Origin of the sequence: Paenarthrobacter sp. NPDC089675 (genome assembly GCF_044749185.1) — a bacterium.
Lineage (GTDB): Bacteria > Actinomycetota > Actinomycetes > Actinomycetales > Micrococcaceae > Arthrobacter.
Genome location: NZ_JBIVHM010000004.1, coordinates 379061 through 398703 on the forward strand (window position 1 = coordinate 379061; position 19643 = coordinate 398703).

Here is a 19643-nt window from a genome sequence, read left to right on the forward strand (position 1 = left end):
CTTCAAGGAGCTACGCGTGACGTCAGCATTGACAGAAACAACCCCTGTCCTCCAGGCAACGGCCGGGCCGCTGGCAGGCCACCTCGTTGTCGATTTGAGCCGGGCGCTCGCAGGCCCGCATGCGGCCATGATGATGGGAGACCTCGGAGCACGGGTCATCAAGATCGAAAACCCCGGCACAGGTGACGACACCCGTGGCTGGGGGCCGCCGTTCGTGGGCCCGGAAGACGACCCGCAGGCCACCTACTTCCTGTCCTGCAACCGGAACAAGGAGTCCCTCGCCCTCGACCTCAAGAGCGACGACGGCCGGATGGTCCTTCGCCAACTCCTGGAACGCGCAGACGTGGTGGTGGAGAACTTCCGCCCCGGCGTGCTTGACCGGTTGGGGTTCAGCACCAACGCCATGCATGGCATCAATCCGCGGCTCGTGATCCTGTCCATCACGGGCTTCGGCCACGACGGCCCCGAATCCCACCGCAGCGGCTACGACCAGATCCTCCAGGGCGAGGCCGGGCTGATGTCGCTCACGGGTTCCGGGCCGCAGGACCCCCAGCGTGTTGGAGTGCCGATCGCCGACCTCTTGTCCGGAATGTACGGGGCCTACGGCGTGGTCGCAGCCCTGCTGGAACGCGAACGCACCGGCCAAGGGCAAGTGGTGCGGACGTCGCTGCTCGCCTCCCTCGTGGGTGTCCACGCCTTCCAGGGAACCAAGGTCACAGTTGCGGGGGAGGCACCCGAGGCGCAAGGCAACCATCATCCGTCCATCGCACCGTACGGGCTGTTCCGCTGCCGCGACGGGAGCGTCCAGATCAGCGTCGGCAGCGAGAAACTGTGGGCGGCTTTCACCTCCGCTTTTGGCTTGGATCCGGCGGCCGAAGGACTCGCCACCAACGCCGACCGCGTCCGGAACCGCTCGCGCGTCATCGACGTCGTCGAAGCGGCCTTCTCCGGATACGACGCCGAACCGCTCCTCGCCAAGCTCTCCGCCGCGGGAATTCCGGCCGGCAAGGTGCGCTCCCTGAAAGAGGTCTACGAGTGGCCACAGCTTGCGTCCCAAGGCCTGCTGGTGGAGGTGGACCACCCGGTGCTGGGACCGGTCACCCTGCCCGGGCCGCCACTGCGCTTCTTCGACAACACCGCGGGAGCCGAGTGGACCCGGCAGACACACACCGCGCCGCCGCTCCTGGACCAGCACAGCCACAGCATCCGTGCCTGGCTCGCCGGGGAGGAAACCGATGACTGAAACGGCTACACGCAGGCGCCTCGCCGCCCGCGAACTGCTGGAGTTAACCATCGACGCCGGAACCTTCGTTTCGTGGGACCAACCCGTTCGCGGGGCCGCCGGCATTGCTTCAACCTCGCCGGGTTATGCAGACGACCTTGCAAACGCTGCCGCGAAGTCCGGCAGTGACGAGTCCGTTCTGACCGGCGAGGGCCTGATACGGAACCATAGGGTCGCCGTCGTGGTTTCCGATTTCGCCTTCCTCGCCGGGTCGATAGGCAGGGATGCAGCACAAAGGCTCGTTGCCGCCGTCGAACGTGCCACTGAACTGGGACTGCCGCTCATCGCCATGCCGGCCTCCGGTGGCACGCGCATGCAGGAAGGCACCAGCGCGTTCCTGGGCATGGTTGAAATCGTGGCGGCCGTCCAAGCCCATAGGACTGCAGGGCTGCCCTATCTGGTTTATCTGCGGCATCCCACCACCGGGGGAGTGATGGCTTCCTGGGGTTCGCTGGGGCACGTCACCGCTGCCGAACCCGGTGCCCTCCTGGGTTTCCTGGGACCACGCGTGTATTCGGCACTCCATGGCGAAGAGTTCCCTGCCGGTGTCCAGACCTCAGAGAACCTCTTCGACCATGGTTTGGTGGATGCCGTGGTGCCTCCCGAGGGGATCGGGGACTACTTCGGCCGGGTGCTCGACCTGCTGCCGGCGCCGGTCGTTGGATCACCTGCCGCACTGGCCGCGGGCAATGCTCCAACCACTACCGGAGCCTGGGACTCGGTGCTTCGCTCCCGTGACCCCCGCAGGCCCTCCACCGATCAGCTTCTTAGGGAGGGCGCCGAGGACGTTGTCCTGCTTCGGGGTGCGGGAGATGGAGCCAAGGAACATGGCGTGCTGGTGGCCCTGGCACGCTTCAGGGAGTCCTCGTGCGTGGTGGTGGGCCATGCCGCGGGGACGTCCATGGGGCCGGCCTCCCTTCGCGACGCCAGGCGGGGGATGCGGCTGGCAGCGGAACTCCGCCTCCCCTTCGTGACCATCATTGATACACCCGGAGCCGCGCTCTCCAAGGAAGCTGAGGAGGGCGGGTTGGCGGCGGAGATCGCCCGCTCCCTCTACGACCTCCTCGGTTTGGGTACGCCCACACTCTCCGTGTTGATGGGGCAGGGGACAGGCGGCGGAGCCCTCGCGCTGCTGCCGGCCGACCGCACCATCGCCGCCCAACACGCCTGGCTGGCACCCCTGCCTCCGGAAGGCGCATCCGCGATCGTCCACCGGACCACATCGCAGGCGCCGGAGATGGCAGAGAGCCAAGGCATCACGGCCGCCGCGCTCGCGGACCGGGGAATCGTGGACGTGGTGCTGTCGGAAATGCCCGACGCCGCGGACCACCCCGCGGCCTTCTGCCGCCGCCTTGGCGGGCTGGTCGCCGTCGAACTCCAAGGCCTGAACCAGGCCGAAGCTGCCGGGAACGCTGGTGCCAGCGGTCGTCAGGCACGTCGCGCGAAGTATCGCGCGCTGGTTTCCTAGCTCGGCGGATGCGCGGCGTTCCGGCCAGGGGACCGGGCGGGGGCGCTACGATGACCTCGTTGAGCAGTTCCCTGATTTGCCGGCCCGGACCGGCACCAAAAAGGAGGAGCACGGCATGGCAGGAAAGTTCGAGATTTACCAGGACAAGTCGGGCGGGTTCCGTTTCCGGCTCAAAGCCGGCAATGGTGAGGTCATAGCCACCGGTGAGTCCTACAAGACAAAGGCAGCCGCCAAAAAAGGCATCGAGTCCGTCAAGAACAACGCAGGCTCCGACGTCGTGGACCTGACCGAAGCGTAGGAGGCGGCCCGTCCGGATATCGGCTCAGGATCCGGAAACGCCGCAGGCCCCGTGGTCGAAACTTCGATCACGGGGCCTGCTTCTTTCTAACAGAAAGGGCTAAGCGCTGGTGGCGTCCTGCACTTCGCCCACGAGTTCCTCGATGATGTCCTCAAGGAAGAGCATGCCGGTGGTCGCACCCTCGGCATTGAACACCCGCGCCACGTGGGCTCCGCTGCGACGCATGGACGCCAGCGCGTCCTCCAGTTCATTGCCCACGTAGACCGAAGCCAGGCGCCGGATCCGCTTTTCCGGAACGGGCCGGTTGAACTTCTCCGGCGTGGTCAGGTCCATGACGTCCTTCAAGTGAAGGTAGCCGCAGGGGTGGCCGTCAGCGTCCGTGAGGATGTAGCGGGAGTAGCCGTGTTCCGCCACGGTCCGCTGGATATCCGCCGGCGTTGAGATGGCCGGCAACAGGACCATGTCCTTGATGCCCACCTCAACGTCGGCCACTGTTTTTGCGGTGAACTCAAAGGCCGCCGTCAGTGTTCCGCTGGTGTCATTCAAGGTACCCACGCGCGTTGACTGCTCAACGATGTTGGCCACTTCGTCCAAGGTGTAGGCGCTGGTGGCCTCGTCCTTCGGTTCCACCCGGAAGAGGCGGAGCACGGAGTTTGCGATGCCGTTCAGTGTCCAGATCACGGGCTTGAAGACCCTGGCCACCATCACCAGGGGAGGCGCAAGGATCAAGGCTGCACGGGTGGGCACCGAGAAGGAGATGTTCTTGGGCACCATCTCGCCCACCACCACGTGCAGGAAGGTCACCAGCACCAGAGCCACCACGAACGCGATGATGCCAATGGCTTCTGCCGGGAGGGACGTCAGCCCAAGCGGAATTTCAAGGAGATGGTGGATGGCAGGCTCTGACACGTTCAGGATCACCAGCGAGCAGACGGTGATGCCGAGCTGGCTCGTTGCCAGCATGAGCGTCGCGTGTTCCATGGCCCAGAGCGTGGTCTTGGCCGCTTTGCTGCCGGCTTCTGCCTTGGGCTCGATCTGGGATCGGCGGGCTGAGATGACGGCAAATTCGGCGCCGACGAAGAACGCGTTCACCACCAGCAGGACCACCAGCCAGATGATGCCGGGAAGATACTCACTCATGGCCAAGCTCCTCGGTAATCCTGTCCACGATCTGGTCATGGGTGCTGACGGTTTCCGCCCCGGGGTCGGGCGTATAGCGGATGCGTCCCAGCTGGGCTCCCGAGGCGCGCTCCACGCGAAGGACGCCCCCGGCAACGGCTACTTCATCGCCCAGTTCCGGAACCCGGTCCAACTGGTCTGACATGAAGCCGGCCACGGTGTCGTACTCTTCGCCTTCCGGAACCACGATGCCCGTTCGGTCCAGCAGTTCATCCGGGCGCAACGACGCATCGAAGGTGATGGAGCGGCCAACACGGACCACCCCTGCACGGGCACGGTCATGTTCGTCCTCGAGTTCGCCCACGATTTCCTCCACGAGGTCCTCGAGGGTCACGATCCCGGCCGTTCCGCCGTGTTCGTCCGATACGATCGCCACTTGCAGGCCCTGCTTTCGAAGCAGAACCAGCAGTGCGTCGATGTCCTTGGACTCCGGAACGTACAGGGGCGCCGTCATCAATTCAGTGGCGGTTACGGCTTCACGCTGGTCCAGGGGCACGGCGAAGGCCTGCTTGACGTGCAGGACACCCATCACATCATCCCGGTCCCGGCCGATCACCGGGAATCGGGAGAATCCGGTAGCTGATGCGAGGGCCACGATGTCCGCGGCGGTGTCAGCGGCATCCACGGCCACCATCCGGACGCGGGGTGTCATGACGTCCCCCGCGGTGTGCTCGGAGAAACGGAGAGTCCTGTTAAGCAGCTCGGCGTGGTCTTGGTCCAGCAGACCTTCCGTGGCAGAGCGGCGAACCAACGACGAGAGTTCCTCAGCCGAGCGCGCCCCGGAGAGTTCCTCTTTCGGCTCGATGCCGAAAGACCGGATGATCTTGTTTGCCGTGTTGTTGAACAGCAGGATTGCCGGCTTGAACACTGTGGTGAAGAGAGCCTGGAACGGAACCACCACCTTGGCCGTGGCCAACGGCAGAGCCAACGCGAAGTTCTTGGGAACGAGCTCGCCGATCACCATGGAGAACACAGTGGCCACGAAGATTCCCACCACTGCGCCCACTCCCGGAACCAGGCCGGGGGGTAGGCCGAGGGACTGCAGCGGCCCGCTGAGCATGCTGCTGATTGCCGGTTCAAAGGTGTAGCCGGTGAGCAGGGTGGTCAGCGTAATGCCGAGCTGCGCACCGGAGAGGTGCGTTGACGTGATTTTGAGGGCCTTGATGGTTGGCCCCAGCCGCTTTTCGCCGCGGGCTTGGCGGGCCTCCAGTTCAGCGCGGTCAAGGTTGACCAACGCGAATTCTGAAGCCACGAAGAATCCAGTGCCGACAGTCAGGACAAGTCCTATGCCGAGCATGATCCATTCATACATTCGGGCGCCCCTCTCCTGGGAAGACCGGCAATCCGGTCAGCGGGCAGAGGGGCCTGGGCATATGTGAAGGAGGGTCATCCATGATGCGGTAATTCTACGGGGTTGCGTCAGGGCGCGGTTCCGTTGTGCGCCGCAGGCTGAAACCGGAACTCATGCCGGGGCCGGATCGTTGTTGGTCCGGAAGCATCTCCCGGCGGCTGGCCTCGACTGCCCACAAAACCAAAGAACCCCTGGAAATCCTTTGATTTCCAGGGGTTCTTGACCGAGCTTCCTATCAGAATCGAACTGATGACCTTTTCATTACGAGTGAAACGCTCTACCGACTGAGCTAAGGAAGCACCGCGTCCATCTGCCGGTTTCCCGGCCGATCACGCAAGACATAACTGTAATGGAGCCACGCGGCCCGGGTCAAAACGACGGCGGCAGGCGCCGTTGCGGGGATGTTCACCCCGTTGTCGGGCCGGGTTCAGGCCGTTTTCTCCAAGCCGCCGGAAGCTGGGAAATCAACCGCCGCCGGTTTCAGCCGCGGCACCAGACTCGCCGAGGGAGCCGCGCAATGACCGGGGACGCACCGACCACGGATCCACTGACCACGAATGCACTGACCAGGGGCCTCAACCGCACGCCCGGCAGGCTGAGGCTCGCCGTCGTCGACATGGTGGGTACCACCATCACCGACGACGGCCGCACCGAACGGGCGATGTCGCAGGCCTTGGCCGAGCATGGCATCGAACCGGGCAGTGTTCGCTTCGAGGGCATGCTGGGCTACGCACGAGACACCATGGGTTTCTCCAAGCGGACAGTCTTCGGGCACCTCTTCGAAGACGCGGCGGTGGCCGAAAGCGCCAACAGGACGTTCGAGCTGGTTTACGACCAGCTGATGGAAGACGGCGGCGTGCGGGCAATTCCCGGCGCGGAGGACGCGATCCAGTGGATGCGCGAGTCCGGGATGCTCGTCTGCCTGGCAACGGGCTTCGGCCGGCACACGCAAAACGTAGTACTGGAATCCCTCGGTTGGATGGGCCTGGCGGACCTCAGCCTTTGCCCCGATGACGCAGGACGGGGCCGCCCTTACCCTGACATGATCCTGACCGCCGTCCTCGCCCTGGACCTGGACGATGTCCGGGAGGTGGCCGTTGTGGGGGACACCAGTTCGGACATGCTCTCCGGCGTCCGTTCGGGAGCTTCCCTGATGGCAGGCGTCCTCACAGGCTCACACTCGGAAGCCACCCTTCGCGCGGCCGGAGCCACGGTGGTGTTCGACTCGATCAAGCAGCTTCCCGCTTTTTTGGAGAAGGACTGGACCTTGGGAAGGGTCTAAGGCAGCCGCTCCCACCAGGTGCTCAGCACTTAATTCCGTCTTGCGGCTGCTTCCCGTCGATGAAGTAGTTGTCCACGGCGTTGCTGACGCAGGAGTTGGACCGGCCGTAGGCTGTGTGCCCTTCACCCTGCCAAGTGATGAGGGAAGCGTTGCCCAGCTGCTTCCGCAGGGATTGTGCCCACTCCAACGGGGTTGCGGGGTCTCCGGTGGTGCCGATGACCACGATGGGTGAGGACCCGGTGTAGTTCACGGGCGCTGGCGTCCGTGTGGGCTTGTAGGGCCAGGCCTTGCAGGTCACCCCGCCGTAGGCGAAGAACTCGCCGAACGTGGGGGATTCCTGTTTCAGGCGGGCTTCCTCGGCGCGCATTCCCGCCGTGTCCGTGACCATGGGGTAGTCCAGGCAGTTGATGGCGTTGAAGGCGAAGTTTGAGTTGGAGCTGTACGTGCCGTTGGGTTCCCTGTCGGCGCCAAGATCGGCGATCCGCAGCATCTGGGAGACATCGCCGGAGAAGGCGCTGTCCAGGGCCTGCGTCAGGGCGGGCCAGCTTTGATCGTCGTAGAGCGGAAGGATGAGGCCGTTGACGAATTCGTTTCCGGTGACCAGCCGACCGTCCTTCGCAGTCTGCGGGTTCTGGTTCACCGCGTTGATAAGCTCACGGATCTGCCCGACGCCGTTGTCCACGCCGCCGCTGAGCGGGCAATCCTTCTGCTTGAGGCAGTCTGCGACGTAGGTGCGGATGGCCTTTTCGAACGCTACGGCCTGTCCGGAGGTCAAGTCCTCATTGCTGAGTGAGGGATCAACGGCGCCATCCAAGACCAACCGGCCCACCTTGTCCGGGAACAGCGCGGCGTAGGTGGAACCAAGGAAGGTTCCGTAGGAGTAGCCGAGATAGTTCAGCTTGGCATCGTTGACCACGGCGCGGAGGATGTCGAGGTCCTTGGCAGCACTGATGGTGTCCACGTGCTCCAGCACCGGCCCGGTTTGCTGAACGCATTGCTGCGTGACTGTCTCGTTGAAGGCGAGGGCGGCGGCAAGGCCGTCGTCGGTGTTCTCCTGGAAGGACTTCTCACGGGCGGCATCGCGCTCGGCGTCGGAAGCCATGCACTTCACGGGGGCGGACCTCTTGACGCCCCGCGGATCGAATCCCACCATGTCGAAGCTGGAACGCAGTTTCTGGGTGAAGTGGGTCTTGCCGCCGTCCTTGACGAAGTCCACACCGGAACCGCCGGGACCGCCCGGGTTCACCAGGATGGTCCCTTGCTTGGTGCCGGAACTGGGGAGCTTGATGGCCGCCAGCGTGATCTCGCCGGAATCCGGGTTGCCGTAGTCGAGGGGAACCTTGACGTTGCCGCACTGGAAGCCGTCCTCGCACGCACTCCATTCCACGTTCTGGGAGTAGTACTTCTCCAGGCCCTTGGGAGCAGAAGCGGCGATGGAGGGGTCAACAGTGCTGGTTGACGGCTTTGCCGTGGGCGCCGGGAGGAAAGGCAGTGAACAGGCACTCAGGACCAACATGGACACAACGGCCAGGCAGAGCGCGGCGAGCCCCTGGCGGGGGCGGGCGGACTTCATGGATTCTCCTATTGCTGGATCAGGCTGGTGGCCATGGACTCCACTGCCAAGAGCGGTGCCACGTTGGTGGTGGTGATTCGGACGCGGGCCTTGTTGATGGCGTCCATCCGGGCGAGGGTGGCTTCCGGAGTCGACTGGCGTGCGTACTCTTCGAGTTCGCCCTTCAGCTCAACGTTGACCAATTCCACCGCGTTCCCCAACTGGATGATCAGGACATCCCGGTAGAAGGAGAGCAGGTCAGTCAGGGTCCGGTCCAGGGAGTCGGTGACGGAACGCTTGGCACGCCGCTTCTGGTCGTCCTCCAGTTGCTTGACCTGGCTGCGCATCGACGGCGGAAGGGTTCCGGATTCGGGGGCGCCGAGGCTGGCCAGGAGGGCTACCTTCTCCGCCGCATCCCGCTCGTCATTGGAACTGTTGGCCTCGTCGGTGGCGATCTTGACAAGTTTCTCGGCCATCATCACGGCAGCGGTTACCCCCCGCAATCCCAAGGGAATGCGGACTGTTTCCAGGCGCCTCTCCCTGGCATCGGCGTCGCGGGCCAGCCGCCGGGCAATTCCGATGTGGCTTTGGGCGGCCCGGGCGGCACGCTCGGCGAGTTGACGTTCGACGCCGTCGCGCCTCACCAAAAGGTCGGCGACGTCGGAGGGCGGCGGCAGGCGCAAGGTGACCGGGCGGCACCGGGAGCGGATGGTGACTAGCACATCCGCGGGGGAGGGTGCGCACAACATCCAGATAGTGCGGGGCGTGGGTTCCTCGATGGCCTTCAGCAGCACGTTGGTGGTGCGCTCGGCCATGCGGTCCGCATCTTCCACCACGATGATCCGCCAACGCCCGGTTGATGGCCGGTCACCTGCCTTGGCCACCAGTTCACGGGCTTCGTCAATGGTGATGGTGACCTTTTCGGTCCGTACGAAGGTCACGTCGGAATGCGTCTCGCCAAGGATGGTGTGGCAGGCAGCGCAATCACCGCATCCGCGGAGCGCCACGTCGTCCTGCTCGCAGTTCAGAGCGGCGGCAAACGCCTTGGCAGCGTTGGACCGGCCTGAGCCCGGAGGGCCGGTGAAGAGCCAAGCGTGTGTCAGGCCGCTTTCCCCTTGGGCGGCCTGCTTCAATTGGGCAACTACCGGTGCTTGGCCTTGCAGGTCATCCCATACGCTCACGGACGGACCCGCTCGCCAAGGAGCGACTCCACCCGTTCAAGGATGCCGGCGGCCAGCTCCTTGATCCCTTGGGAGGCCGGCAGCACGAGGTAGCTGGACGGTGAGGCTTCGGCAAGGTCCAGGAAGGCGTGGCGGATGGCCGAGTGGAAGTCGTCCGGCTCGGATTCCAGCCGGTCCTCTGCGGCTTCACCGGCCGTGCGGCGACGGCGCCCGTCGGAGGGGTCGACGTCCAGCAGTACCGTCAGGTCCGGGCGGAGGCCTTCGGTTGCCCACTCGTTCAGTGAGCGGACTTCCCCGGCGCCCAGGCCGCGGCCGGCCCCCTGGTAGGCCACTGATGAATCGATGTACCGGTCCGTGATGACCACGGTCCCCGCGGCCAACGCCGGCCGGATCACCTGGTTCGCGTGCGCGGCACGGGCAGCGGCGAACATGAGGGCTTCGGTGCGGGCGTCGATGGTGCCGTGCCCATGGTCCAGCACCAGGGAGCGCAATTTCTCGCCAATGGGAGTTCCGCCGGGTTCGCGGGTTCGCAGCACCGGGATGCCCCGCGATTCAAGGGCATCGAACAAGAGGGAAGCCTGCGTGGATTTGCCCGCGCCGTCCCCGCCCTCGAAGGCGATGAAAAGTCCGGGGCTCTGAATACTCACCTGCCTAGCCTACCGAGCGGGTGCAAACGTAATGCCTTTCATCCACACCGTTGCCCACGATTACCCTGAATCCATGAGCCTCTCCGATCAGCACGCCGCAGATTTGTCCCCGGAAACCCTTGTGGTGGCTGCGGGGCGTCCTGAACGCAAGCACGATGAGCCGGTCAATCCGCCGATTGTCCTGTCCTCCACGTACTTCGGCACGGGCTCACTTGGCGACGGCGATCGCGGCTACGGGCGCTACGCGAACCCCACATGGGACCCTTTCGAAGAGGCCTTGGCGAAGCTGGAAGGCGCCGAACTCCCGGGGCTGCTCTATGCTTCGGGCCTTGCAGCCGTGAGCTCGGCCCTTTCGTTGGTCCCGGCCGGTGGCGTTGTGGTGATGCCTTCCCACAGCTACGCCGGTTCCCTCGTCATGGCCACCGAATTGGCCGCGAAAGGACTCTTCGAGCTCCGGACGGTGGACATCGCCGATACTGAAGCCGTCAAAGCGCTTATCAGTCCGCAGGAGGGCCGGAAAGCCGATCTGCTGTGGCTCGAAAGCCCCACCAACCCCATGCTGGGCATCGCTGACGTGCGTGCCCTGACCGACGCCGCGCACGCCGCCGGAGCGATCGTGGTCACGGACAACACTTTTTCCACGCCCTTGGTGCAGCAGCCCCTCAGCCTGGGCTCCGACGTCGTCCTCCACTCGGTGACCAAGTACCTTGCCGGGCATTCCGACGTCGTGCTGGGCGCCTTGGTGACTTCCAACCCGGAGCTTAGGGCCACGCTGCTGCATCACCGCATCATCCACGGCGGCATCGCCGGTCCCTTTGAAGCCTGGCTGGCGTTGCGTGGCCTGCGCACACTGGCGCTGCGGATCGAGCGTTCGCAGGCCTCGGCCGCCATACTTGCCGAGCGCCTCAGCTCGCACCCGCGCGTGGAAGCGATCCGGTACCCCGGTCTTCCGTCGGATCCCGGGCACCAGCGGGCCAAGGACCAAATGAAGGGCTTCGGGTCAATCCTGTGCATCCAGATTGCCGGTGACGGTGCCCGCAGCGGTGCGGATGCGGCGGATGAGATGGTCCGGGCCCTCCAGCTGTGGCTGCCTGCCACGTCGCTGGGTGGCGTGGAGTCCCTCATCGAACGTCGGCGCCGCCACACCGCCGAGCCCCTCAGTGTCCCTGAGAACCTGGTGCGCCTCAGCGTCGGGATTGAGAACGTGGAAGACCTCTGGGCGGACCTTGAGCAGGCGCTGAAGTCGCTGGGCGGCTAGGCTAAAGGGCGTGGACGGAAAATATTTGATCGCCATTGTCACCAACGCGGTTTACTTCATCCTGGGACTGGTGGCCTTGGCCCTCGAAATCTGGGCATTCGTGGACTGCTTGCGGCACCGCCCGGCCCTTTTTGTGGCTGCGTCCAAGCGCACCAAGACGTTCTGGACCGCTTTGACCGGCGTGGCCTTCGCCATCGGCGCACTGACCGTTCTGACCGGCGGCAGCGGCCTGGGGATCTTCGGAATCGCAGCCGTCACCGCGGCGTGCGTCTACCTTGCCGATGTCCGTCCCGCAGTACGCGAAGCCGGCAGCGGCGGCAACCGCAACGTGGGGCCATACGGCCCCTGGTAGACCTGAATCAGAGCGGTGCCACGGCCTCCCAGGCCACGGTCACTTCTCCCAGGCGCCACCGCGCAGGTCCGTCCAGCAGCGGCCATCCTGCGTCCCGCAACGATCTGCACATTGCAGTCCACCGCTGCCGGTTTCCGAAGGAGGCCAACGGCGCAGCTTCGAGCCAGGCGCGGTCCATCGCCTGCAGGAAGGTGTGGATCGGTTCACCGGGGACATTCCTGTGAATCAGCGCCTTCGGCAGCCGCTCGGCCACTTCTGACGGCAGCTCAAACGAAGCAAAGCGTACGGACAGGCTGAGGCTAAGGGGTCTTTCCGCGTCCAGGGCCACCCAGGTCACCCGGCGGCCGATTTCGTCGCACGTGCCGTCGATGAACAAGCCGCCCGGCGCCAGCCGGGATTGAACCAGCTGCCAGATCGCGGGCACGTCGGCTTCCTCGTATTGGCGCAGCACGTTGAAGGCACGGACAACCACGGGCCGGCCCGGCAGCGGGATTTCGAAGCCGCCCACCTGGAAGCTCAATCCGGGACGTTCCAACGACTTGGCTGTGCGCACCCGCTCGGGTTCGATCTCGATTCCGCACACCTGGACGTCTGCCCGAACAGCCTGCAGGCGTTCGAAGAGTTCGACGGCGGTGGCCGGCGAGGCGCCGTAGCCCAGATCCACCACAAGGGGTTCGACGGCGGCGCGCAGCCGCCACGCCTGCGGCCCGGCCAACCACCTGTCCAGGCGGCGCATGCGGTTGGGGTTGGTGGTTCCCCGGGTGATGTTGCCGACCGGCTTTCCGCCCCGGCTTCGGGGAGGGCCCACCCGTTCAGCTTTTTGCACCACGGCCCCCACTTTATCGCCTGCCTCGGCCGGAGCGGGACCGTTCAATGGCGTAACGCCGGGCAGGGGAGAGGGGCCCTCGGCTAGGATGAAAACCATGACTTACAAGCTGATTCTGCTGCGCCATGGCCACAGCGAATGGAACGCCAAGAACCTGTTCACCGGTTGGGTGGACGTTGACCTGAACGACCAAGGCCGCAAGGAAGCAGTGCGCGGCGGTGAGCTCCTGGTGGAGAACAACATCCTCCCGGATGTCCTCTACACCTCGCTCCTGAAGCGGGCCATCAACACAGCCAACATCGCCCTGGACAAGGCCGACCGCGGTTGGATCCCCGTCAAGCGCGACTGGCGCCTCAACGAGCGCCACTACGGCGCCCTGCAGGGCAAGGACAAGGCCCAGACCCTCGCCGAGTTCGGCGAGGAGCAGTTCATGGAGTGGCGCCGCAGCTACGACACCCCGCCGCCGCCCCTGGCTGACGACAGCGAGTTCTCCCAGGCCAACGATGTCCGCTACAAGGACCTCGGCGAGGCCCTCCCGCGTACCGAATGCCTCAAGGACGTTCTGGTCCGCCTGCTGCCCTACTGGGAATCGGACATCAAGGAAGACCTCAAGGCCGGCAAGACCGTCCTGGTCACGGCGCACGGCAACTCCCTGCGCGCCCTGGTCAAGCACCTGGACGGTATCAGCGACGACGCCATCGCTTCCCTGAATATCCCCACGGGAATTCCGCTGGTGTACGAACTGGACGAAGACTTCAAGCCTGTCACGCCCGGCGGCACCTACCTCGACCCCGACGCCGCGGCAGAGGCCATCCTCGCCGTTGCCAACCAGGGCAAGAAGTAGGGCCCGGCGCTTAAACGGGCGGCCCGGTCACCTCAGGTGACCGGGCCGCCGTCGTATTTAACCGCTCTGTACTAGAAGCCTTCCGGCTGCCATTCGCCGGTCACCAGGTAGGTGACCTTGCGGGCCACGGAGACGCCGTGATCAGCGAACCGCTCGAAGTAGCGGCTGGCCAAGGCAACGTCTACCGTTGTGGCCGCGGACTCGTTCCAATCGGGAGCCGCAATCGCCTTGAAGACGCTCAGGTGCAGGTCGTCCACGGCGATGTTGATCTTGAGGATGTCGCGGGCAACCTCGAGGTCGCGGGTTTCGAGGAGTTCGATGACTTTGGCCACGATCTCGATATCGTGCTGGGCCATGGCCTTGAAGGTCTGCGTCAGCGTGGACGGAATCACGGTGGCCGGGTAACGGAGGCGGGCCAGCTGAGCCACGTGGCGCGCGAGGTCACCCATGCGCTCCAGTGAGGCGCTCATGCGCAGGGATCCAACGATCATGCGGAGGTCGCTGGCCACGGGACCCTGCAGGGCCAGGATGTCGATGGCACGCTCGTCCAGGCTGTTCTGCAGGAAGTCGATGCGGGCGTCGGCTGCGATGACGTCCTGGGCGAGGTCGACGTCGGCACCTTCGAAGGCTGTGGTGGCCTTGGTAATTGCTTCGTGAACGAGTTTGGAGATCTCGATGAGGTCGTCGCCCACCTGGGTGAGTTCCGCCTGAAAAACCTTGCGCACTAAGGCGTCCTTTCCTTGGAAATCCTGGTGCCGTGGTGGCGGCCGGATTTCAAAACCACGGTAGTCCAACAAGTAACACTGACAGCAGCCCGTGAACTGTTGCGCACCATTAGGTGAACGTTAGTTGAACCGTCCGCATTTGGCGCAGGAACCACGCTTTGGCCTGTTTGCACAGCATAAGCTGGACAGGTGGATCCGTTGCTCGTAGGTGTCATCGCAGGCTTGGTTGGCCTGTCGCTGGGCGTCTTTGGCATGCTCGCTTTCCGGATCAGCGAACGGCAGCGCAGGATCGTTGACCTTGATGTCACCGAACCTTTGCTTCCCGACGGCGCCGCCGAGGTCCTCTCCGTGGTGGGCCGGGCTTTCGTTGTGGTAGATGCCATCGACGGGGTGGTCCGTGCCAGTCCGGCCGCGTACGCTTACGGTTTGGTTCGCGGACATACGGTGGTCCACAAGCAGCTCCTGGACATGACCGCGAAGGTCCGCCGTGACGGCGTGATCCTGGAGGAACAGTACGAGCTGCCGCGCGGCCCTCTCGGCAAGGGCGCGATCGTGGTCCAGGTAAGGGCGGCGATGCTGGGCCAGGAATACATCGTGCTGCTGGCCGATGACCGCACCGAGATCACGCGTACGGAAGAGATCCGCAACGACTTTGTGGCCAACGTGTCCCATGAACTGAAGACTCCGGTTGGTGCGATCTCGCTCCTGGCCGAGGCCCTTGAAGCCTCGCCGGACGACGAAGAAGCGGTGCGCCGCTTCGCCAAGCGCATGCACAAGGAGTCCGGCCGGCTCGCAGCACTGGTGCAGGACATTATCGAACTCTCCCGCCTCCAGGGTGCCAACGTGGCGCAGCAGGGCCTCGCCGTGGACATCAACGCGGTCATTGCCGATGCCGTGGACCGTTCCCAGCTGCCCGCCGAGAGCAAGGGCATCCAGATCGTGGTGGGGGGCCACTCGGACGCCATGGTCTTCGGTGACCGCGACCTCCTGGTCACCGCCCTCCGGAACCTCATCGACAATGCCATCCGGTACTCGCCGGAAAACACTCGCGTGGGCGTGGGCGTAAGGACACGCGAAGGCGTAGTGGCCATCTCCGTGACCGACCAGGGCGAGGGCCTTTCCCCGGAAGACCAGGAACGCGTCTTCGAGCGCTTCTACCGCGTGGACGCAGCACGTTCGCGCCACACCGGCGGTACCGGCCTGGGCCTGAGCATCGTCAAGCACGTGGTGTCCAACCACGGCGGCGAGGTGACCGTTTGGTCCCAGCCCGGCCAAGGATCAACCTTCACCATCCGACTGCCGGAAATGGAAGGCCAGGACGACGACGCCGGCCTTCCGCCCGCCGCGGCAAACGCACCGGCGGGTGCGCTTCAGGCGGCAAGTGCCGCCGTCGGGCTTGAACCGGCGAACCAACAACCTCATCACGCGAGTGAAAAACCGGGTGCCAGCGGCGCCCAAGAGCAAGGAGCCAGCGCTTGAGCCGGATACTGATAGTTGAGGACGAGGAGTCCTTCAGCGACCCCCTGTCCTACCTCCTGGGTAAAGAAGGTTTTGACGTCGAGGTAGTGGACAACGGCAGCGATGCCCTGGTGGAGTTCGACCGCAACGGAGCCGACCTGGTCCTCCTGGACCTGCAGTTGCCGGGAACCCCGGGCACCGAGGTCTGCCGGCAGTTGCGCCAACGGTCTTCCGTGCCGGTCATCATGCTCACGGCCAAGGACTCGGAGATCGACAAGGTGGTAGGCCTGGAACTCGGCGCCGACGACTACGTCACCAAGCCGTACTCCTCCAGGGAACTCGTGGCCCGCGTCCGAGCCGTCCTTCGCCGGCAGGGTGAACCGGAAGAACTGATCACCTCCACGGTCCAGGCGGGCCCGGTGCGGATGGACATCGAGCGGCACGTGGTGAGCGTCAACGGCGAACAGGTATCGCTGCCGCTGAAGGAATTCGAATTGCTGGAGATGCTGCTGCGCAATTCCGGTCGAGTGCTCACGCGCGGCCAGTTGATCGACCGGGTTTGGGGATCCGACTATGTGGGCGACACCAAGACTTTGGACGTCCACGTCAAACGCCTCCGCAGCAAGATTGAGCCTGATCCTTCCGCCCCGCGCTACCTGGTGACGGTCCGCGGACTTGGCTACAAGTTCGAACCGTAAAGACTTCCCAAGGACACAAAAGGAAGGGTTCCGCTTCGGCGGAACCCTTCCTTTTGTTTATGCCTGTTGTACAGGTCCGGGGACTTAGTGTCCGGCTGCGGACTCCGTGGCCGAAGCCGACGGGCTGGCGGAAGAAGAAGCCGAACCGCTGGGGCTCGCCGAGCCACTCGGGCTTGCCGAACCGCTGGGGGAGGGCAGGTACTTCTGGTATTCCGGAAGCGTGCCGTTGACCACGGGAACGTTGAGGGTGGACGAGTCCGAGCCGCTGCGGATGGTCACGGGGGTCAGGCCGCCAGGGGTGGTTCCTGCTGAGCTGAGGATGGCGGCGTCGGACTTGTCGTTCAGGTAGGTCTCCGAGCCGGCCTTGACCGGGATCTCGGTCTGGGACCCGTTGGCTCCGCTGATGGTCAGCGTTGCGTCCGAGGTGCCTTGGTTGAACACCGCGCCGATAACGCGGCCCGGCTGGTTCTCGCCGTTGGACACGATCAGGATGTTGCGCAACTGCAGCTTGCCGAGGTCTGCCCTGACCCCGTCCGAAGCCGAGTACTGGTGCGAAGTCTGCTGGGCGTTGACGAAGCCACAGCCGGTAACGGACAGAAGACCGACGCCGATTGCAGCGGCCGCCATTGCCAGCTTGCCGCGCTGGACAGTGTTCATCGCAGAAATGCGCACGACACCTACTCCTCAAGAGTCATTGGAAAGTTTTCAGCCATAGCCTATCGGCAAACCGGTGGAAACGAGGATTCGGCGAGGCATTGTGGCGTGCGCAGCGGCCTCAGCCAGGCGCTCACTTTGATTGACTAATGCATCTTTCACAGTTTTCGTCAAGGGGTTGTTTGTGGCCCTTTAGGGCCTGTTTCCCTTTATTTACGCGGCAGGAGGGGGCGTTCGATGCCAGTCGTATGCCTTAATCGTGATAGACTAGTCTGCGGGAAAGGGGAAAGTCCACATGGTTTTTGAGGTCGGCGAGACAGTAGTTTACCCTCACCACGGTGCAGCAAAAATTGAGGAAATCAAGATGCGCACCATCAAGGGCGAAGAGAAGATGTATCTCAAGCTCAAGGTGGCTCAGGGTGATCTGACCATTGAAGTTCCAGCAGAGAACGTTGACCTTGTTGGGGTCCGGGACGTAGTGGGCAAGGACGGTTTGGAGCACGTTTTCGATGTTCTCCGTGCCGAGTTCACTGAAGAGCCCACCAACTGGTCACGTCGTTACAAGGCAAACCTGGAGAAGCTTGCTTCGGGCGATGTCATCAAGGTGGCAGAGGTTGTTCGCGATCTTTGGCGTCGTGATCACGATCGCGGCCTTTCCGCAGGTGAGAAGCGCATGCTGGCCAAGGCGCGGCAGATTCTGATTTCAGAACTGGCGCTGGCTGAGAAGACAGACGAAGAGAAGGCTGCAAGCGTTCTTGACGAGGTCTTGGCTTCCTAAGAATTGATGCCCGGTGGTGCGAATGCGCCGCCGGGTTTCTTTTTGCCCGGAGTCGTCCGGGCTGCTGCGGAATACTGTCTCGGCACAGTAACCCGCAGTATTTCCAAGTAACCTTGGGCGCATGACTCATCCTTCTAAGCGCCCGGTCACAGCCGTCATTGTCGTCGCTGCCGGCTCGGGCGAACGCCTGGGCTACGGAATGCCCAAGGCTCTGGTGCCCTTGGGCGGCGAGGCGATCCTGATGCATGCCCTGCGGGGAGTAGTGGCCGCGGAAGTTGCCCGCCAAATCTGTATCGCAGTGCCCCAAGGCGATACTGCCTTGCGGGAACTGATCGCCGGCTTCGCGGTGGAGTTGGTGGATGGCGGCCCCGAACTGACAGTGGTGGACGGGGGAACCACCCGCGCCGACTCGGTCCGGGCCGGCCTTGCGGCGTTGGAAGACGGAACCGAGTTCGTCCTGGTTCATGACGCCGCGCGCGCCCTCGCACCCGAGCGGGTCTTCCAGCGGGTGGCCGATGCTTTGGCAGCCGGGGCGAAGGCCGTGATCCCGGCCATGCCCGTGGTGGACACCATCAAGACCGTTGCCGCCACCGCCGAGGCGGACTCGGCGATTGCCCCGGAGGTAGTCACCGGAACAGCCACGCGCGAGGAACTGCGCGCCGTCCAGACCCCGCAGGGCTTCGACGTCGCCACTTTGCGCCGCGCGCATGAGGCCGCCGGGCTCTTCGACGACCGCCAGTCGGCAGCAGTGACCGACGATGCGATGCTCGTGGAGCTTCAGGGCGTGCCGGTCCATGCAGTGCGCGGCGCCAGCCAGTCGCTCAAGATCACCACGCCCCTTGACCTGATCATTGCCGAGGGACTCCTCGAAGGTCCCCTGGGCATGCGCTGGGTGGAGGGCTGATGACGCACGGGACCCCGATCATGCCCCGCACCGGCATCGGCATCGATGTGCACGCCTTTGCGCCTGCGGATGACCCCCAGCCGCTCTGGCTGGGCGGTCTCTTCTGGGAGGGCGAACAAGGACTTTCCGGCCATTCCGACGGCGATTGCGTTGCCCATGCCGCGGCGGACGCACTCTTCTCGGCGTGCGGAATCGGCGATCTCGGTACGCATTTCGGCACGGACCGGCCTGAGTTCAAAGGTGCCTCGGGCGTGACGCTCCTCGGCGAGGCCGCACGGATTGTGCGCGCAGCAGGTTTCGAGATCGGCAACGTGGCCGTACAGTTCGTGGCCAACCGGCCCAAGTTCGGGCCCCGCCGGGAGGAATCACAGCGGGTACTCAGCGAGGCTGCCGGGGCTCCCGTCAGCGTCACCGCCACCACCAGCGACGGGCTTGGTTTCACCGGCCGCGGCGAAGGCATCTCCGCTGTGGCCACGGCGCTGGTGTTCGCGGCCCCGGCCGGCGCGGAAGGCGGGCCGGCATGACCCAACCAGGTTCCGGCGTCGTACGGCTTGCATTGGTGACTGGAGCAGCGTTGGTGGCGGCCGTCCTGGGCGGGTGTGCTCCGGCACCCAAAATGGACGTCAAGGCAAGTTGCGAGTTCCTCAACAACGATGCTTTCAAGCCCGACGGCAACCAGCAGCAACAGTCCAAGCAACTTGCCGCGCACTATCACGAGCTTGCGGACAAGCTGGCACCCGAAATCGGCAGCCCGATCAAGGAAATGGCCGCCATTATGGACAAAGCAGCTGCCTCGTCGCTCGGTGCGGCCACGCAGGAACAACAGCAGCAGTTGACGGTGCAGTTCAACAAGATCGGCGAGTTCTGCAAGTAAGCGGTTCATGCTGCGTCATCGGCTAATCTGGA

At 64.5% G+C, this 19643-nt stretch carries 21 protein-coding genes and 1 tRNA gene; 13 read left to right on the forward strand and 9 right to left on the reverse strand.

Annotation, left to right across the window (positions count from 1 at the left end; genetic code table 11):
• The first annotated feature begins 16 nt into the window (after window positions 1-16).
• The 3 genes from ACIPY2_RS11760 to ACIPY2_RS11770 all read left to right on the forward strand — a co-directional run bounded on the left by ACIPY2_RS11760 (window position 17) and on the right by ACIPY2_RS11770 (window position 3048).
• Window positions 17-1243, forward strand: coding sequence for a CaiB/BaiF CoA transferase family protein (locus tag ACIPY2_RS11760; RefSeq protein WP_400266559.1), 1227 nt, complete (start codon window positions 17-19; stop codon window positions 1241-1243).
• On the forward strand, window positions 1236-2750 hold the full coding sequence (locus ACIPY2_RS11765) for a carboxyl transferase domain-containing protein (protein WP_400266560.1): 1515 nt from the start codon (window positions 1236-1238) through the stop codon (window positions 2748-2750). The genes ACIPY2_RS11760 and ACIPY2_RS11765 overlap by 8 nt, the downstream gene beginning before the upstream one ends.
• A gap of 115 nt (window positions 2751-2865) precedes the next feature.
• Complete coding sequence (locus ACIPY2_RS11770) at window positions 2866-3048, forward strand: YegP family protein (protein WP_400266561.1); 183 nt, start codon at window positions 2866-2868, stop codon at window positions 3046-3048.
• A 99-nt stretch (window positions 3049-3147) separates the two neighbouring features.
• Here the strand turns inward: ACIPY2_RS11770 and ACIPY2_RS11775 are convergent, their stop codons facing one another.
• The 3 genes from ACIPY2_RS11775 to ACIPY2_RS11785 all read right to left on the reverse strand — a co-directional run bounded on the left by ACIPY2_RS11775 (window position 3148) and on the right by ACIPY2_RS11785 (window position 5877).
• The gene (locus ACIPY2_RS11775) at window positions 3148-4188 is read right to left on the reverse strand and encodes a hemolysin family protein (protein WP_400266562.1); all 1041 of its coding nucleotides are present in this window, start codon (window positions 4186-4188) and stop codon (window positions 3148-3150) included.
• On the reverse strand, window positions 4181-5539 hold the full coding sequence (locus tag ACIPY2_RS11780) for a hemolysin family protein (RefSeq protein WP_400266563.1): 1359 nt from the start codon (window positions 5537-5539) through the stop codon (window positions 4181-4183). Before ACIPY2_RS11780 ends, ACIPY2_RS11775 begins: the two co-directional genes overlap by 8 nt.
• Window positions 5540-5804: 265 nt before the next feature.
• Window positions 5805-5877: transfer RNA gene (locus ACIPY2_RS11785), tRNA-Thr, on the reverse strand.
• Between the two features lie 218 nt (window positions 5878-6095).
• Here ACIPY2_RS11785 and ACIPY2_RS11790 point away from each other — a divergent pair.
• The gene (locus ACIPY2_RS11790) at window positions 6096-6860 is read left to right on the forward strand and encodes an HAD family hydrolase (RefSeq protein WP_400266564.1); all 765 of its coding nucleotides are present in this window, start codon (window positions 6096-6098) and stop codon (window positions 6858-6860) included.
• A 22-nt stretch (window positions 6861-6882) separates the two neighbouring features.
• On the opposite strand, the gene ACIPY2_RS11795 is transcribed toward ACIPY2_RS11790, so the two are convergent.
• The 3 genes from ACIPY2_RS11795 to tmk are packed head-to-tail and all read right to left on the reverse strand — an operon-like array spanning window position 6883 to window position 10240.
• A complete protein-coding gene (locus ACIPY2_RS11795) occupies window positions 6883-8433 on the reverse strand; it encodes an alpha/beta hydrolase (protein WP_400266565.1) in 1551 nt (516 codons plus the stop codon).
• Between the two features lie 8 nt (window positions 8434-8441).
• Window positions 8442-9593 carry a DNA polymerase III subunit delta' gene (locus tag ACIPY2_RS11800; RefSeq protein ID WP_400266566.1) on the reverse strand — a complete coding sequence of 384 codons (1152 nt, stop codon included), beginning with the start codon at window positions 9591-9593 and terminating at the stop codon, window positions 8442-8444.
• Window positions 9590-10240, reverse strand: a complete 651-nt coding sequence (gene tmk / locus ACIPY2_RS11805; protein WP_400266567.1) for a dTMP kinase — start codon at window positions 10238-10240, stop codon at window positions 9590-9592. Before tmk ends, ACIPY2_RS11800 begins: the two co-directional genes overlap by 4 nt.
• Window positions 10241-10313: 73 nt before the next feature.
• Here tmk and ACIPY2_RS11810 point away from each other — a divergent pair, with 73 nt between their 5' ends.
• Window positions 10314-11498: a trans-sulfuration enzyme family protein gene (locus ACIPY2_RS11810; protein WP_400266568.1), complete on the forward strand. Its 1185-nt coding sequence runs from the start codon at window positions 10314-10316 to the stop codon at window positions 11496-11498.
• Between the two features lie 10 nt (window positions 11499-11508).
• Window positions 11509-11850 carry a DUF2516 family protein gene (locus ACIPY2_RS11815; RefSeq protein ID WP_400266569.1) on the forward strand — a complete coding sequence of 114 codons (342 nt, stop codon included), beginning with the start codon at window positions 11509-11511 and terminating at the stop codon, window positions 11848-11850.
• Window positions 11851-11857: 7 nt separating this feature from the next.
• Here the strand turns inward: ACIPY2_RS11815 and ACIPY2_RS11820 are convergent, their stop codons facing one another.
• Complete coding sequence (locus ACIPY2_RS11820; RefSeq protein WP_400266594.1) at window positions 11858-12679, reverse strand: class I SAM-dependent methyltransferase; 822 nt, start codon at window positions 12677-12679, stop codon at window positions 11858-11860.
• A gap of 94 nt (window positions 12680-12773) precedes the next feature.
• Here ACIPY2_RS11820 and ACIPY2_RS11825 point away from each other — a divergent pair, with 94 nt between their 5' ends.
• Complete coding sequence (locus ACIPY2_RS11825; RefSeq protein ID WP_400266570.1) at window positions 12774-13520, forward strand: phosphoglyceromutase; 747 nt, start codon at window positions 12774-12776, stop codon at window positions 13518-13520.
• 71 nt (window positions 13521-13591) lie between these two features.
• Here the strand turns inward: ACIPY2_RS11825 and phoU are convergent, their stop codons facing one another.
• Complete coding sequence (phoU, locus tag ACIPY2_RS11830; RefSeq protein WP_400266571.1) at window positions 13592-14245, reverse strand: phosphate signaling complex protein PhoU; 654 nt, start codon at window positions 14243-14245, stop codon at window positions 13592-13594.
• A gap of 198 nt (window positions 14246-14443) precedes the next feature.
• On the opposite strand from phoU, the gene ACIPY2_RS11835 reads away from it, so the two are divergent.
• Window positions 14444-15724 (forward strand): sensor histidine kinase, encoded by a 1281-nt coding sequence (locus tag ACIPY2_RS11835; RefSeq protein WP_400266595.1) that lies wholly within the window; start codon window positions 14444-14446, stop codon window positions 15722-15724.
• Window positions 15721-16401, forward strand: a complete 681-nt coding sequence (locus ACIPY2_RS11840) for a response regulator transcription factor (protein ID WP_020608526.1) — start codon at window positions 15721-15723, stop codon at window positions 16399-16401. Before ACIPY2_RS11835 ends, ACIPY2_RS11840 begins: the two co-directional genes overlap by 4 nt.
• 84 nt (window positions 16402-16485) lie before the next feature.
• Here the strand turns inward: ACIPY2_RS11840 and ACIPY2_RS11845 are convergent, their stop codons facing one another.
• Window positions 16486-17058, reverse strand: a complete 573-nt coding sequence (locus ACIPY2_RS11845) for a hypothetical protein (RefSeq protein WP_400266596.1) — start codon at window positions 17056-17058, stop codon at window positions 16486-16488.
• A 292-nt stretch (window positions 17059-17350) separates the two neighbouring features.
• Between ACIPY2_RS11845 and ACIPY2_RS11850 the strand changes: the two genes are divergently transcribed.
• The 4 genes from ACIPY2_RS11850 to ACIPY2_RS11865 all read left to right on the forward strand — a co-directional run bounded on the left by ACIPY2_RS11850 (window position 17351) and on the right by ACIPY2_RS11865 (window position 19611).
• On the forward strand, window positions 17351-17833 hold the full coding sequence (locus ACIPY2_RS11850) for a CarD family transcriptional regulator (RefSeq protein WP_009357288.1): 483 nt from the start codon (window positions 17351-17353) through the stop codon (window positions 17831-17833).
• A 121-nt stretch (window positions 17834-17954) separates the two neighbouring features.
• Window positions 17955-18737 (forward strand): 2-C-methyl-D-erythritol 4-phosphate cytidylyltransferase, encoded by a 783-nt coding sequence (ispD, locus tag ACIPY2_RS11855; protein ID WP_400266572.1) that lies wholly within the window; start codon window positions 17955-17957, stop codon window positions 18735-18737.
• Window positions 18737-19261 carry a 2-C-methyl-D-erythritol 2,4-cyclodiphosphate synthase gene (ispF, locus tag ACIPY2_RS11860; protein ID WP_400266573.1) on the forward strand — a complete coding sequence of 175 codons (525 nt, stop codon included), beginning with the start codon at window positions 18737-18739 and terminating at the stop codon, window positions 19259-19261. The genes ispD and ispF overlap by 1 nt, the downstream gene beginning before the upstream one ends.
• Window positions 19258-19611: a hypothetical protein gene (locus ACIPY2_RS11865; RefSeq protein ID WP_400266574.1), complete on the forward strand. Its 354-nt coding sequence runs from the start codon at window positions 19258-19260 to the stop codon at window positions 19609-19611. Before ispF ends, ACIPY2_RS11865 begins: the two co-directional genes overlap by 4 nt.
• Window positions 19612-19643 lie beyond the last annotated feature (32 nt).

Bases quoted from the DNA above. Each gene is read 5' to 3' on its own strand.
- ACIPY2_RS11765 (WP_400266560.1), top strand. From the start codon at position 1,236: ATGACTGAAACGGCTACACGCAGGCGCCTCGCCGCCCGCGAACTGCTG.
- ACIPY2_RS11770 (WP_400266561.1), top strand. From the start codon at position 2,866: ATGGCAGGAAAGTTCGAGATTTACCAGGACAAGTCGGGCGGGTTCCGT.
- ACIPY2_RS11775 (WP_400266562.1), bottom strand. From the start codon at position 4,188: ATGAGTGAGTATCTTCCCGGCATCATCTGGCTGGTGGTCCTGCTGGTG.
- ACIPY2_RS11780 (WP_400266563.1), bottom strand. From the start codon at position 5,539: ATGTATGAATGGATCATGCTCGGCATAGGACTTGTCCTGACTGTCGGC.
- ACIPY2_RS11790 (WP_400266564.1), top strand. From the start codon at position 6,096: ATGACCGGGGACGCACCGACCACGGATCCACTGACCACGAATGCACTG.
- ACIPY2_RS11795 (WP_400266565.1), bottom strand. From the start codon at position 8,433: ATGAAGTCCGCCCGCCCCCGCCAGGGGCTCGCCGCGCTCTGCCTGGCC.
- ACIPY2_RS11810 (WP_400266568.1), top strand. From the start codon at position 10,314: ATGAGCCTCTCCGATCAGCACGCCGCAGATTTGTCCCCGGAAACCCTT.
- ACIPY2_RS11825 (WP_400266570.1), top strand. From the start codon at position 12,774: ATGACTTACAAGCTGATTCTGCTGCGCCATGGCCACAGCGAATGGAAC.
- ACIPY2_RS11845 (WP_400266596.1), bottom strand. From the start codon at position 17,058: ATGAACACTGTCCAGCGCGGCAAGCTGGCAATGGCGGCCGCTGCAATC.
- ACIPY2_RS11850 (WP_009357288.1), top strand. From the start codon at position 17,351: ATGGTTTTTGAGGTCGGCGAGACAGTAGTTTACCCTCACCACGGTGCA.
- ispD (WP_400266572.1), top strand. From the start codon at position 17,955: ATGACTCATCCTTCTAAGCGCCCGGTCACAGCCGTCATTGTCGTCGCT.
- ispF (WP_400266573.1), top strand. From the start codon at position 18,737: ATGACGCACGGGACCCCGATCATGCCCCGCACCGGCATCGGCATCGAT.
- ACIPY2_RS11865 (WP_400266574.1), top strand. From the start codon at position 19,258: ATGACCCAACCAGGTTCCGGCGTCGTACGGCTTGCATTGGTGACTGGA.